Genomic DNA, 14,125 nt, shown 5'->3' on the forward strand with positions numbered 1-14,125 from the left:
CGATATGACAGAGTGAAAAATCACAGATAAATACCGTCCTGGAGTTTGAAGAGCTTCATCGCGTTCTCCGTGGTGCGACGGTCGACCTCGTTGAGCGACAGGTTCATCACCTCAGCCAACCGCTGTGCTGTATACCGGACAAAAGCGGGTTCATTGCGTTTTCCCCGTTTGGGCTCGGGAGAAAGATAGGGAGCATCGGTCTCCAGGATCATCTTTTTAAGGGGAAGGCGAGCAACCGCCTCATCAACACCGGCATTGTTAAAAGTGAATACGCCTCCTATTCCCAGGTACAGACCCAGATCCATCGCACGCCTGCCTTCGTCCGCCGACCCGGTAAAGCAGTGCCAAACGCCGGTGAGGCTGCCATCCTGTTCCTGTTCAATAATATCGAGCAGGTCGCCCGTGCTCTCCCGGTTGTGCAGTACAACTGGTTTTCCCACGCTCTTTGCAACCCGGCAATGCAGTTTCAGGCTTTCCTGTTGTTCTTGCTTGTAGGCCCTGCTCCAGTGGTAATCCAGCCCGGTTTCCCCGACCGCCACAATATCTGCGGAGCTGCAATACTCCGACAATTCCGATTCGGTTGTTGAGACGCCCTCATTTATTTCGGTGGGATGTATGCCCGCCATCTTGTGGAACCGGATCTTCTCATGCGCCATTTGATCCATCCTGGGGAGGGAACCAAAATTGATGGCCGGCATCAAAATCCGGCGAACCCCCGCTTCCGCGGCGCGGTCGAGCACCTGCGGCAAATCCTCCTCAAAATGTTCCATGTAGATGTGGCAGTGCGTATCAATCATGAACCCGCCGGGTATGATATTCCATGAGCCGCTGCATCGGTTTCTGTATAAACCCGCCGGCCTTCATGCCATGGGACTCCAGTATTTCCGTGAGCATACCTTTGTAGGCGTGGCCCACCGACCCTATAAAACGCACCTCATAATCCTGTGCGTTGGTGTAGTTCATCAGGATGCGGGTGATAAAATTTTCAAATCCCTCGCGCAACATTTCCTGGATAAAAGGATGGTCGGAATGCTCTCCCAAAAAGGCTCCGTAGGAAGCGATAAACCGGCTTTTCTGAGCCCCGTCATAAACTCCCTTGGTTATGTATTCGAGCGAGGTGTTATAGTTTTCTTCAAACGCCTTTTCCAGCTCCGGGGGTAACTCAAAGCGAAAATAGCTGTTAATTATTTTTTTTCCGAAATACCCGGCACTCCCCTCGTCACCCAGGATAAATGCCAGGGAGGGGATATGCTCCACGATCTTCTCCCCGTCATACAGGCAGGAATTGGAGCCGGTCCCCAGAATACAGGCGATACCGGGCTTGTCGAGGAAACAGGCACGGGCTGCTCCCAACAAGTCATGATATACTTCAACTTCCGCTCCTTCAAAAAAGGGTTGGAGAGCTTCCAGCACTACCTGTTTTTTGTCTTCAGAGTCGCATCCCGCCCCGTAAAAGAATATTTTTTCGACCTCTTCTGCGTCAATCTGGGTAATTACCTCTTCTCGTATTACATTCCGAATGCTGTCGGTGGTATGGTAGTAGGGGTTCAATCCCTCCGTAGCAATAATATCGCTTTCACCATCTTCCCACACACACCACTCGGTTTTGGTGGCTCCGCTATCTGCTATAATAATGCTCATCAATAGAAGTTTCGTTTTCGTTTTTTATACTGCCAAATCTAATGATTTTTGATCATTTCCCACAAAGTTCCTGCGCTGTAGAGATCAACTTAATTTCTGCCTATACTTTCGGTCAAGCTGAATAAAAAATTTAAATATGAATCTCACATACGGAAAATATTTAAAGATTGAGGAGCTCCTCAACCTGCAGCAGCCCCTCTCCCAACCCGAGGAGCACGACGAGATGCTCTTCATCGTCATCCACCAGGTGTATGAATTGTGGTTCAAACAGATTTTGCACGAATTTGATAAACTGAGGACCCAGCTCAAGCAGGGAGAGACGTGGACTTCTGCCAAAACCATGAGCCGCGTTCTTACCATCCTTAAAACCATGGTTGCACAGATAGATGTACTGGAGACGATGACCCCGCTGGAATTTGAAAGCTTCCGGGGGTTCCTGCAAAATGCCAGCGGATTCCAGTCGGCCCAGTTCCGCGAAGTCGAAATTCTGTGTGGACTCCGCTCGCCCCACATGCTCAAAGCCCACAAAGACGAGCCCAAAAATTTAGAACGACTGCAGAAAAGACTGGGTGAGCTCACCTTGTGGGAATGTTTTTGCATCTATCTCGAAAAACGGGGATATGGGATTCCACAGCCTGAGCGAGTTCACGATCAGGGGCTGCTGCATGAGACGAACCAGGAAATCCAGCAGACATTGCTCCACATAATGAAAAACGACCCGGAGACAGCCCTGCTCTGTGAACGTTTTGTAGATTTTGACGAGGGCATGCAGGAGTGGCGCTATCGGCATGTGAAAATGGTGGAACGAACGATCGGAAACAAGCAGGGAACCGGCGGGTCCAGCGGGGTGGAATACCTGAGAGGCACCCTCCACCAGCGGATATTTCCCGACCTGTGGGAGATGAGAGCACAAATATAGTTTTTTGAAGGCTTTGCAAAAAACGGAAATGCTCAGGGATTACTGCTCAACTTTTATAACTCCAGCGAATTCCTTCTGCCTTTCGGAGGACTTTGAACAACCAGGAATTTTGGTCAAGATCAACGCTTGAGCGAATTTGAACCCGGGGCTTATTAGCTATAACTCAGAATTCCAAATTCACGAAAATACCAAGCTTGGCCAAAACAACGGTTTAGCAAAGCCATCGTTCGGATAATACGCACCTACTCCTTGTGGCATGGCTCTCGTTCTGATCTGGGCAACAAGCCCAACATTTTACGCTATCCGGTAAAAAATTGTAAGGATCGGCCTGTAAAAGGGTCTAGTAAGTAGCAGAAAGCTGTTGAAAGCCGGTTTGACCCATGCGGCTGTTCACGCTGAGGAGACCTTACGGAATATTAACCGCGGTTTGGGATGCGCTCAGGGAGCAATCCCGACAAAATACCGGCGGCTGGGCGCTTCGTGGGGGTAAAACTTCCACCGAGAGGTTTGGGCGACCAGGCAGACCGCAAACTGCAGTTTCTGCTCCCGGCTTCTTAAGCTTCAAGTAGAAATTGAACATTTTTATGGCAAATAGCAGTTAGCGAAACATCGGGGACGGGCTATTCGAAATCTAACAGGTGCAAATTGATGATCTATTTGTTTTGGGTGTGACAATGGGTTGTCAGCTTTATTTTTTATCTTCGGTTCGAAATTGAATAAAAAGCCAACAATTATAAATCTTCATTATGTCTGACAAGAACAACGATCGCGAGAAAGCCCTTGAGATGGCCATCGGCCAGATAGAAAAACAACACGGCAAGGGCACTATTATGCGGCTGGGAGAAGAAGCCAACAAGAACGTACCCACCATATCAACCGGGTCAATTATGGTTGACTACGCGCTGGGGGTGGGGGGAATACCTCGCGGGCGGGTGACCGAAATTTACGGGCCCGAAGCCAGCGGAAAAACGACCCTGGCACTCCATGTCATTTCCGAAGCACAAAAAACGGGGGGATACGCCGCCTTTGTTGATGCCGAACATGCCTTTGACCCCCGCTATGCCAAAAATCTTGGGATCAACACGGATGAGCTGCTGGTTTCACAACCCGACTCCGGCGAACAGGCCCTGGAAATCACCGAAACGCTGATTCGTTCAGCCGCCCTGGATGTTGTCGTCATCGACTCGGTGGCCGCCCTCGTACCGCGCGCCGAGCTGGAAGGGGAGATGGGAGATTCCCACGTCGGGCTGCAGGCACGGCTGATGTCGCAGGCGTTGCGTAAAATCACCGGAATTGTCAACAAAACCCGTACAGCCGTTATCTTTATCAACCAGATTCGGGAAAAGATCGGGGTCATGTTTGGAAACCCGGAAACCACCTCGGGTGGACGGGCGCTTAAATTTTATTCCTCCGTCCGTCTCGACATACGGAGAATCGGATCCCTGAAACAGGGCGATGATGTAGTGGGCAACCGCACGAAGGTTAAAGTGGTCAAAAACAAGGTCGCCCCCCCCTTCAAAGTGGTCGAATTCAACATCATGTACGGCAAGGGGATCTCCCGGCTGGGCGAAATACTTGATCTCGCCGTCGAGCTTGACATCATAGAAAAACGGGGCAGCTGGTATCGATATGACGGCGAGCCGATCGGGCAAGGTACCGACAACGCCACCGATTTCCTTGAGAATGAACCGGAACTCACGAAAAAGATAGAGGCAAAGATCCGTGCTGAGCTCCTCCCCGACGAGGAGGGCAGCGAGGAAAATGGGGAACCGTCCGACGAGGACCAATCCGACGCTGACGAGGATTAATCATTCACACCCTTTAACCATTGAGTACCGACAACTCCGACCGGCTGCCGGCGTCCATCACTTCCATCGTAACGCAGAAAAACAACAGGGAGCGGTATTCCCTGTTTATCGAGGAAGGATTCCTAATCGGGGTGTCCGAATCGACATTGCTGGAGTACAAGCTGCGGAAGGGACTCGAAGTGACGCCCGCTCTCTTCAGGAAGCTCCAGCGGGCCGAGGGGCGGCATGCCGTCAAATCATACTGCATGCGGATGCTGGCCCGGCGAGACTACTCCCGCAAAGAGCTCTTCGAGAAGGCGGCCAAAAAGGAGCATCCCTCCGGGATCATCCACGCTGTGCTTGATGAACTGGAGGAAAAAGGGTATGTAAATGACCGCACGTTTGCCGAAAAATACGCTTCCGACAAAAGCCGGCTTAACAACTGGGGGCCGGCAAAGATAACATCAAAACTCTACCAGAAAGGGATATCAAAACATGTGGCTCAAGAAAGCGTTGAAAAGGCATTTGAGGGGATCGACCTGCAGCAGGTATTTCTTGAGCTGGTCAACAAAAAGAGCCGGCGGTTTCTCCGCGAGGAGGATCCGTGGAAGCGAAAGAAGAAAATTTTTGATTATTTACACAGAAAAGGGTATCGATCAGATCATATTTTTAAATACCTCGACATGTTGATGGCATCGTTGGATTCATGAACAACCTTACACTGGATAAAATCGTAAAATTCCTGCTCGGAACCGCGGCGTTTGCGGCGGTTTTAATGGTGTTGTACAACTACAGCAACCTCCTGACCTACGCCATCATCGCGATGATTCTCAGCTACATTCTGGATCCCATTGTGAACCGGATGCAGTTCGCCGGCATGAATCGAACCGTGGCGATAACCCTGACCCTGAGCTCTGTCATTCTGCTGCTGGTATGGATTTCAACCACCGTTATCCCGATCATTGCCACCCAGATGGTACAACTGGCCAATCAACTCAACATCGAGACGATCCGAAATATCCTGAACCAGGTGGAAAGCCGCTTTACCGAGAACCTTACCTTCCTGCCGGAAGGATTCCTGATCGAAAATGTAACCCAAATTCTCGAAGAGCTGTTTGACGTGGGAGAACTTCCCACCGCGATCAGCAATATTATAGATCTTTTCACCAATCTTTTTTCCGCGTTCCTGGTTATCCCGTTTGCCACATTTTTTTTCCTGAAAGACGGCAGCAAAATCCGGCGCGACCTTCTTCAATTTGTGCCCAACAAGTATTTTGAAACCACCCTCAGTCTCATCGATAAAATTGAGACGCGGCTGGGACACTATTTCAGGAGCGTTGTCTTCCAAAGCTTTCTGGTTGCCACCTCATCCTATATAGCCTTGTCGGTCGTCGAGCTCAATAACGCGCTCTCCGTCGGTATTTCGATCGGTATTGCCAACTCCATCCCCTATTTTGGACCCATTATCGGGTATATTCTCTCTATCATCGTATCCATCATCGAGGTGGGTGATTTCTCGCTCATCCTTCCCTGCGTGCTTGCTATTTTAGTCGTTCAAATTCTGGACAACGCCGTGTTCCAGCCGCTGATCTTTTCCCGGTCGGCCGACATGCACCCCGTTGCCATCCTCTTTATCATTTTAATCGGCGCTGAAACCGCCGGCATCCTGGGCATGCTCATCGCTATCCCGATCGCCACCATTATCAAGATTACTATTAACCAGTTCCGATGGAGTTTCAACAACTATTACATCTTTAGAGCGGGGAGCCAAAAAGAGTAATATTTGTATTATAGTTGACCTTTATTTTTCATTATCTTTGCCACGCAACTAGATCGACAATTTTCTTAAATCATCTCAGGTTGAATCATATTGTTGTTTTTGCCTCAGGTTCAGGCACCAATTTCCAGGCTATTATCGATGCTGTTGAGGAGGGTCGTATTGAGGCCCGTATCAATGGGCTTATTGCCAGCAAGCCAGGCATTCAGGCGCTGGAACGAGCCCGGAAGCACAACATCGACACGGAGGTCCTCACTCCTTCTGATTTTGATACTCCCGCTGCTTACGAAACCAAACTGCTTCAAACCCTGGAACGATGGGATACGGACCTGATCGTTCTGGCGGGCTATATGCTGAAAGTACCAACTGCGGTATTAGAACAATACCCGGAAAAAGTTATCAATATTCATCCTTCGCTGCTTCCCAAATACGGCGGCAAGGGTTTTTACGGGAGCAACGTGCATGAGGCGGTCCTCGCAAACGACGAGAAAGAATCGGGCTGTACAGTCCACTACGTTACGGAGCAATATGATGAAGGTCCCATTATCGACCAGGTTAAAGTTCCCGTACGGGAGACCGACGACGCCGAAACACTGGCTGCCCGCGTGCTGGAGCAAGAACACAAGCTGCTGCCTCGCGTAATTGCTGACCTGGTAAATTAGTTGCCAGTTATTTGTTATTAGTTATTGGGAATGCCCGAATACAGCTCCCACACTTGTAACTAATACCAAATAACTAGCAACCATTAACAAACAACCAAGTTGTGGCGGTAAAACCCTTAGACAAACTACCCGAAGAACCCCTAACCATCAACCGGGCCCTGCTGTCGGTATCCGACAAAACGGGACTGATACCTCTGGCCAAAACGTTGCACGAGGCTGGAGTTGAACTGATCTCTACCGGGGGAACGGCCCGTAAAATACGATCGGCAGATATCCCCGTAACGGATATTTCTGAGCTGACCGGCTTCCCCGAGTCGCTCGACGGCCGCGTGAAGACCCTGCACCCCCGCGTCCATGCCGGACTGCTGGCACGCACGAGCTACCAACCTGATCTCGATGAACTTAAAAAGTTGAATGTGAAGCCGATTGAACTGGTCGTTGTCAACCTGTACCCGTTTAAGGAGACAGTGGCCGACCCGGACTGCAGCCCGGCGACAGCGACCGAAAATATCGATATCGGCGGGCCGACGATGATCCGCGCCGCGGCCAAAAATTTTGCCCATGTGTCGGTGCTGACAGCCCCCGGCCAGTACGAGCATTTTATCCGGCAGCTCAAGGAACACAATACTGTCGATTTTGAGTTCCGCAAGGCGCTGGCCCGCGAGGCGTTCAACCACACGGCGAACTACGACGCCCACATTGCCGACTATTTCAACCGGTTGTTTGAGGAGGACAATCCCCCGCAGTTGAACATCTCCCTGCCCAAATCTCAAGAACTGCGGTATGGCGAAAACCCACATCAAAAAGCAGCCGTCTACGGTAACCAGCCCGCATTTATCGACTGCTTCCACGGCAAAAAGCTCAGCTACAACAACTACCTGGATTTAGACAGCGCCCTGAACCTTATTGCCGATTTCGAGGAGTCGGCACCCACTTGTGCCATCTTCAAGCATACGGTACCCTGCGGTGTGGCCACCGGCCAAAACCTGGCCACCGCCTGGGAAAAAGCCTTCGCCACCGATACGAAATCCCCGTTTGGAGGAATCGTGGTGGTCAATCGTCCCCTGGATATTGAAGCGGCCAAAGCAATCGATGAAATTTTTACTGAAATAATAATCGCCCCCTCCTTTTCAGATGAGGCCGAAACGCTGTTGAGACAGAAAAAGAAACGACGGCTTGTTCGATTAAAACAGTCTGTCCGCGGAACACAAACCCGCCATTTTCGTTCAATTTTCGGGGGAGCACTCAGCCAGCAGCCTGACTTTGTGACCGAGCGGATGGAAGACTACGAGGTTGTTACCGAGCGGGAACCCACCGAGCAGGAAATCCGGGATCTTTTATTTGCGTGGAAAGTAGTAAAACATGTGAAATCGAACGCCATCGTTTATGCCAGAAAAGAGCAGACAATTGGTATCGGAACCGGCCAAACCAGCCGGGTGGAAGCCTCTGAAATTGCCATTGCCAAAGCCGAAGAAGAGGGACTTTCAACAGAACATACTGTAATCGCCTCCGATGCGTTTTTTCCTTTCGCAGATGGTGTTGAAGCCGCCGCAAAAGCCGGATCTACCGCCGTAATACAGCCGGGAGGAAGCATCCGCGATGAGGAGGTCATAAAAATGGCCAACAAACATAACCTGGCCATGGTATTTACTGGAAAACGCCATTTCAGGCACTGAAAGCCCGGCATTCCTCTTTTAAACAAGGAAAAATCTGTTTATATATTTATCGCTATTTATTCGCAAATAGCTGCACAATATTGTATTTTCGATCACGCGATTTTCTATGTAACTGTAATGTAGTTTGTTCATCACGCCTATGATTGAGTCCATGCCAAAGAAGAGCTCACAAAAAAATAGTAAAAATAAAAAAAACGGACTATTTGATTGGCTCTATACCGATATTGCCATCGACCTTGGGACGGCTAATACCCTTATCTATTCCCGCGGTGAAGGGATTGTGCTCAACGAGCCCTCCATTGTTGCCCTGAATATGCAGAACGAGCCTGTGGCCACCGGTCACGAGGCACGGCTGATGCATGAGAAAACCCATAAAAACATCCGGACGGTGCGGCCGCTCAGAGACGGCGTTATCGCCGATTTTGAAGTGGCGGAACAGATGATCCGCGGGATGATCAAGAAGGTAAAAATGAAGTGGTACTCCAGCACCCGCCAGATGGTGGTGTGCGTGCCCAGCGGCATAACCGAGGTAGAGCGCCGCGCCGTGCGAGACAGTGCCGAACACGCCGGGGCCAAGGAGGTCTACCTGGTGGATGAACCGATGGCCGCCGCCATCGGGATCGGGCTCAACGTTCACGAACCGGTGGGAAATATGATTGTCGATATCGGGGGGGGGACCACGGAAATTGCGGTGATTGCCCTTTCCGGCATTGTATATGCCCAGTCGGTGCGCCTGGGCGGCGATGAACTGAACGAGGATATCATCAACTACTTCCGGCGCAACCACAACCTGCTGATTGGTGAACGCACTGCAGAAAATATTAAGTGCGAAATCGGTACGGCCGCGCCGCTCGAGGAAGAACTCGAGATGGTAACAAAAGGTCGGGACCTGGTCAACGGGGTGCCCCGGACCCGGCATGTGACATCAAAAGATGTGCGGGAGGCGATCCAGGAATCGGTCAATACCATTGTAGAGTCGATCACAAAATCGCTGGAGCAAACCCCGCCCGAACTCTCGGCAGATATCCTGGACCGTGGCATTATGCTTACCGGCGGCGGTGCCCTGCTTAAAAATCTGGACAAACTGATAATCGAGACAACCGACCTGCCGGTCCACATTGCCGAAGACCCGCTTACCGCGGTCGTGCGCGGAACCGGTGCAATCCTTGAAGATCTGGAATATTATCGAACAGTAGTGTCATAATGAACGGAAATGAATGCGCTTTCGATTACCCCGAATAACCGATGCTAAAGACCATTTAATAACAGCGGTACTGCTGGTTCTGTCCCTGGTGTTGATGGTGAGTCGCCACCAGGGCGGCATCGAAAACCTGCGCAAAGTTTCCATCACCCTGTTCAGCTACCTCGAAGAACCGCTCTCCAACATACGGGTATACCGGCAAGCCCTGAAAACCAATACCTACCTTCGCAAGCAAAATATTCTTTTGCTGGATGAGTTGAGCCGGCTGCGTGCGGCGGGCCAGCAGAACCGGGAGCTCCGGGAACTGCTGGAACTGAAACGGCAAACCGAGCTCCAGCTCTATCCTGTGCACATTGTGGGCAAAGAGCTCAATGAAATTAACAATTCCATTACTGTAGATGCCGGAACCAACCAGGGCATCCAGATGGGCATGCCGATGGTTTCTGCAGACGGCCTGGTGGGGCGGGTCATACTGACAGCCCCGAACTACTCCCAGGTGATGCCTTTCTACAATACGCTGTTCCGGGCCAGCGCCAAGCTCCAGCAGTCCGGGGCCTACGGCATCGTATCGTGGAATGGAGAAAGCATTCATGAGCTGGTGCTCAACTTCGTTCCCCAGACGGTACCGGTAGATACGGGCGAAGTGGTGGTAACTTCGGGGTACAGCAACCAGTTTCCACCGGACATCCCGATCGGCAAGGTGGTCCAGACCCAGCCGGAGCGGGGCAAGGAAACACAAAAAATTTTCGTGGAGCCGTTTGTCAACCTTCATTCCATAGCAGAGGGTTTTATTATAAAATTTACCCCGGATACCACTATTCAAAATCTCAATCAAGAATATCAGCAACAGTTTGAATGAATACAGAACGGCTTAAAGATTTTGGAATCGGCCTGGGTTTTGTGGGATTGCAAATCGTTATGTTCCGGCACCTGAAGGTCTGGAATATGCAGCCGGACCTGGTGCTCATCTATATCCTATGGCTGATTACCGTTCGCGATCGCACCTCCTGCCTCTTCATGGCGGCATCACTGGGGCTGTTCCAGGATGCCCTGCTGGACTTGTGGGGACTAAATATGTTTTCCAAAACGCTGATAACTTTTGCCGCTTACAACTTTATCCCAAAAAGTGATAAAGTACGGCTGCTAATTGGACAAATTTTTCTTACTGTGTTTATTGCTTCGCTGTTTCACAACATAATATTTGTGGGATTGAGCGTTATTGTAGAAAGCTATTCTGCGGAATTCCTTTTCTGGCAACAATGGCTGGGGAACGCAGTTTACACTACCCTTGTAGCAGGCTTAATACAACTTTTCAGAACCCAATAACAAGTAGCAGAATGCTCTGCCCATGATGCGGCATCGACGAGAAAAAAGACAAGAAACATCCATCCGCGTATTGCAGATCGCAATGCTTGGGCTTGGTGTGCTTATCCTGGGACGTCTTGTGCAGCTTCAGATCATAGAATATGACCTGTACAGCCCGATGAGCCGCGATAACTCCCTGCGGCAGGAGATCATCAATCCGGCCCGCGGGCTTATTTACGACCGGAATGGACAGCTGATTGTGGACAACGAACCGATCTATTCTATTACCATCACGCCGGCCAATTATGACCAATCAAACACGCCCCTGCTGGCAGACCTGCTCGACTTGCCGGAAGAAGAGGTCAATAACCGGATTGAACAGGCCCGCGCCTACTCCTGGTACCGTTCATCCCGGTTGTTTACCGAAATAAGCTTTCCGAAATTTTCGCTTATCCAGGAAAATATCTGGCGTCTGCCCGGCATTGGGCACCAGATCGAAAGTAAGCGTCACTACGCGGTGGACAGCATGAAGGCCTCGCATGTGCTCGGCTATTTACGGGAGGTCTCGGAGCAGAAATATCTCGATTCTGATAATTACCACATCGGCGACAAGGTGGGGAAAAGCGGTCTTGAAATGGTATACGAGGAACGCCTGCGGGGATCCCTCGGTGTCGAATACATTCGCATCAATGCGCTCGGACAGTCGCTCGGCCCCTTTAACGAGGAAAACATCAGCGAAGCTCCCGAAAAGGGCAACGACCTGCACACCACGCTCGATGCCCGCCTTCAGCTGCTGGCTGAAGACCTGATGGAGGGCAAGCAGGGAGGAGTAGTTGCCATGGACCCCAACAACGGGGCAATTCTTTCTCTCGTGAGTTCTCCCCAGTACAGCATCCGGCGACTTTCGGGACGTATTGACTCCACTTACTGGCAGGTAGTCAACACCGATACGACCAACCCGCTCTACAACCGGGCCATCTCCAGCAAGCAACCCCCGGGATCGACCTTCAAGCCCCTTATGGCGTTGATCGGCATGGAGATGGGCATCATCACTCCCGAAACCGAGATCAATAATCCCGGCTACTACTATCGCGGGCGACGGTACGGTGATCTGGCCGACCCCGGGATGTACGATGTGGAGAAAGCCCTGGAAAAATCAAGCAACACTTTTTTCTTCTGGATGATGGACAAAATAGCCTCCAACGGACGGCTGAACCAGTGGCACGATCTTGCCACCGAATTTGGCCTGGGCCGGATAAACGGAATCGACCTGCCGCACGAAACCGCCGGTATTCTCCCTGACAGCAGCTACATGGATCGCGTTTTTGGCGAAAACAGATGGGGAATTGGTGATATCATCAACCTGGGCGTAGGCCAGGGATCGATTGCAGCCTCCCCGCTCCAGATGGCGGTGGTCGCCTCCGGAATCGCCAACGACGGGTACCGCGTTCAGCCGCACCTGGTCAGCAGAATCGAAACGCCTGAAGGGCGGGTGTTCAACTCGAATCCAGACAGAAAAAAAATAAGCTGGGTTGACCAGCATGAAATTGACATCGTCAAGGACGGCATGCGACGAGTGGTTACCGATGGCAGCGGGCGCTGGTATGCCAATCTCGACAGTATTAAAGTAGCCGGCAAAACCGGTACGGCCCAAAACCCGCACGGGCGCGATCACGGCTGGTTTATCTCGTTCGCACCACTCGAAAATCCACAGATTGTCGTAGCCGTACTGGTAGAAAACGCCGGGTATGGATCCATTTCAGCCGCCCCGATCGCCTCACTGGTTATTGAACGATATCTGAAGGGAGAGATCGAACGGACCCACGTGTACGACTATGTTAAAAACTTTGAACCACGGGATACCAACAACAGCAGCAGTGAAGAGGAGGAAGAATGAATGACATTCGTGACATCAGCTGGTCGCTTGTCCTCTTTTGGCTGGGACTCACCTCCATCGGCCTTATTGGCATTTATAGTGCCACACAGGGACCTGTTGCGCAGTTTCTACCCGAGTTCATCCAAAATAATTTTTTCAAACAGCTTGTTTGGATCGGAATATCCATCTGTATACTTGTAGGAATACAGTTCCTCTCTCCCCGGTTTTTCCAGAATTTTTCGTACCTGCTTTATGGATTTGGCCTTTTCCTCATGGTGTTGACCCTGCTGTTCGGGCAGGAGGTAAATGGCGCCAAAAGCTGGTTGCAGGTAGGTCCGGTGAACCTCCAGATCAGTGAATTTATGAAGGTAGCGACCATACTGGCCGTGGCAAACTACCTGACCAGCCGTCGTAATATTTCAGCAGAGAACCTGCGTTACGCACTTATCGCCGTACTGCTCATTCTTATTCCAACCGTGCTGGTCATCCTGCAGAATGATATGGGAACGGCCGTCGTGTTTATGGCGCTGATTCCAGTCATGCTGTTCTGGTCGGGCCTGCCATACGGGGTTTCCCTTTTTATCATCTCTCCAGCTATTATCGGCTATTTGAGTATCATTCAGTGGTACTGGGGGTTGATTGCCACCGTGGTCTTAACCCTTGCGATCTTTATCATTCAGCGACGGACCTGGCTGACGTTTGCCTCTTTTGTCTGCGGAGTGCTTATGGTCATCGGTGTTCAGGTAGCCCTGTTCCAGGTTCTGCAACCGCATCAGCGGGCGCGTATCGCCGCATTCACGAATCCCTCCTTTGACCCACAGGGTGCCGGATGGAATGTAATTCAGGCGAAAACGGCGATCGGATCTGGGGGCATCTATGGCAAGGGATTCCTGGAGGGAACCCAAACGCAGCGGCGTTTTTTACCCGAGCAGTGGACTGATTTTATCTTTTGTGTAGTGGGAGAGGAGTTTGGTTTTATCGGGGCCAGCCTGGTTGTGTTACTTTTTCTCGGTATGGTGCTGCGGATGCTCAATGCGGCCGGCAGTCATAAACACCCCTTTGCCCAGCTTGTCATCGTCGGGGTAACCACCATCCTGTTTATCCACTTCTTTATCAATGTCGGGAGTGCCACCGGCCTGCTTCCCGTGATCGGCTTGCCGCTTCCGTTTGTCAGCTACGGGGGATCCGCTTTCCTCGCAAACACGCTGATGCTCGCCATCTGTGTCAACCTGGATACGTACAAACGGCAGTTCAGCATTTATCGCTGAGAAGTTCCTTGTC

Annotated in this window: 13 protein-coding genes; 11 read left to right on the forward strand and 2 right to left on the reverse strand. The window is 51.1% G+C overall.

Translation table 11 applies throughout. The features are described 5' to 3' along the window. Window positions 1-20 precede the first annotated feature (20 nt). Both ACG2E4_RS00450 and ACG2E4_RS00455 read right to left on the reverse strand, forming a co-directional pair. On the reverse strand, window positions 21-797 hold the full coding sequence (locus ACG2E4_RS00450) for a TatD family hydrolase (protein WP_395275375.1): 777 nt from the start codon (window positions 795-797) through the stop codon (window positions 21-23). Then, on the reverse strand, window positions 790-1,641 hold the full coding sequence (locus ACG2E4_RS00455) for a hypothetical protein (protein WP_395275376.1): 852 nt from the start codon (window positions 1,639-1,641) through the stop codon (window positions 790-792). The genes ACG2E4_RS00450 and ACG2E4_RS00455 overlap by 8 nt, the downstream gene beginning before the upstream one ends. A 136-nt stretch (window positions 1,642-1,777) precedes the next feature. Here ACG2E4_RS00455 and ACG2E4_RS00460 point away from each other — a divergent pair, with 136 nt between their 5' ends. The 11 genes from ACG2E4_RS00460 to rodA all read left to right on the forward strand — a co-directional run bounded on the left by ACG2E4_RS00460 (window position 1,778) and on the right by rodA (window position 14,112). Next, window positions 1,778-2,560: a tryptophan 2,3-dioxygenase gene (locus ACG2E4_RS00460; RefSeq protein ID WP_395275377.1), complete on the forward strand. Its 783-nt coding sequence runs from the start codon at window positions 1,778-1,780 to the stop codon at window positions 2,558-2,560. A 746-nt stretch (window positions 2,561-3,306) separates the two neighbouring features. Next, window positions 3,307-4,368 carry a recombinase RecA gene (gene recA, locus ACG2E4_RS00465; protein WP_395257809.1) on the forward strand — a complete coding sequence of 354 codons (1,062 nt, stop codon included), beginning with the start codon at window positions 3,307-3,309 and terminating at the stop codon, window positions 4,366-4,368. A gap of 20 nt (window positions 4,369-4,388) precedes the next feature. Further along, window positions 4,389-5,057 carry a regulatory protein RecX gene (locus ACG2E4_RS00470; protein WP_395275378.1) on the forward strand — a complete coding sequence of 223 codons (669 nt, stop codon included), beginning with the start codon at window positions 4,389-4,391 and terminating at the stop codon, window positions 5,055-5,057. Further along, the gene (locus tag ACG2E4_RS00475) at window positions 5,054-6,127 is read left to right on the forward strand and encodes an AI-2E family transporter (protein WP_395257805.1); all 1,074 of its coding nucleotides are present in this window, start codon (window positions 5,054-5,056) and stop codon (window positions 6,125-6,127) included. The genes ACG2E4_RS00470 and ACG2E4_RS00475 overlap by 4 nt, the downstream gene beginning before the upstream one ends. A gap of 80 nt (window positions 6,128-6,207) precedes the next feature. Then, window positions 6,208-6,786, forward strand: coding sequence for a phosphoribosylglycinamide formyltransferase (purN, locus tag ACG2E4_RS00480; protein WP_395275379.1), 579 nt, complete (start codon window positions 6,208-6,210; stop codon window positions 6,784-6,786). 101 nt (window positions 6,787-6,887) lie between these two features. Then, window positions 6,888-8,462: a bifunctional phosphoribosylaminoimidazolecarboxamide formyltransferase/IMP cyclohydrolase gene (purH, locus tag ACG2E4_RS00485; RefSeq protein WP_395275380.1), complete on the forward strand. Its 1,575-nt coding sequence runs from the start codon at window positions 6,888-6,890 to the stop codon at window positions 8,460-8,462. Window positions 8,463-8,613: 151 nt separating this feature from the next. Continuing rightward, the gene (locus ACG2E4_RS00490; RefSeq protein WP_395257799.1) at window positions 8,614-9,666 is read left to right on the forward strand and encodes a rod shape-determining protein; all 1,053 of its coding nucleotides are present in this window, start codon (window positions 8,614-8,616) and stop codon (window positions 9,664-9,666) included. Between the two features lie 13 nt (window positions 9,667-9,679). Beyond that, window positions 9,680-10,522 (forward strand): rod shape-determining protein MreC, encoded by an 843-nt coding sequence (gene mreC, locus ACG2E4_RS00495; protein WP_395275381.1) that lies wholly within the window; start codon window positions 9,680-9,682, stop codon window positions 10,520-10,522. Beyond that, window positions 10,519-10,989 carry a rod shape-determining protein MreD gene (gene mreD, locus ACG2E4_RS00500; RefSeq protein ID WP_395275382.1) on the forward strand — a complete coding sequence of 157 codons (471 nt, stop codon included), beginning with the start codon at window positions 10,519-10,521 and terminating at the stop codon, window positions 10,987-10,989. Before mreC ends, mreD begins: the two co-directional genes overlap by 4 nt. A 22-nt stretch (window positions 10,990-11,011) precedes the next feature. Continuing rightward, window positions 11,012-12,865 carry a penicillin-binding protein 2 gene (gene mrdA / locus ACG2E4_RS00505; RefSeq protein WP_395275383.1) on the forward strand — a complete coding sequence of 618 codons (1,854 nt, stop codon included), beginning with the start codon at window positions 11,012-11,014 and terminating at the stop codon, window positions 12,863-12,865. Then, complete coding sequence (gene rodA / locus ACG2E4_RS00510; RefSeq protein WP_395275384.1) at window positions 12,862-14,112, forward strand: rod shape-determining protein RodA; 1,251 nt, start codon at window positions 12,862-12,864, stop codon at window positions 14,110-14,112. The genes mrdA and rodA overlap by 4 nt, the downstream gene beginning before the upstream one ends. Window positions 14,113-14,125: the final 13 nt, after the last annotated feature.

The sequence above is a fragment of the Halalkalibaculum sp. DA384 genome, assembly GCF_043951955.1.
Taxonomy (GTDB): Bacteria; Bacteroidota; Rhodothermia; order Balneolales; family Balneolaceae; genus JAMQKA01.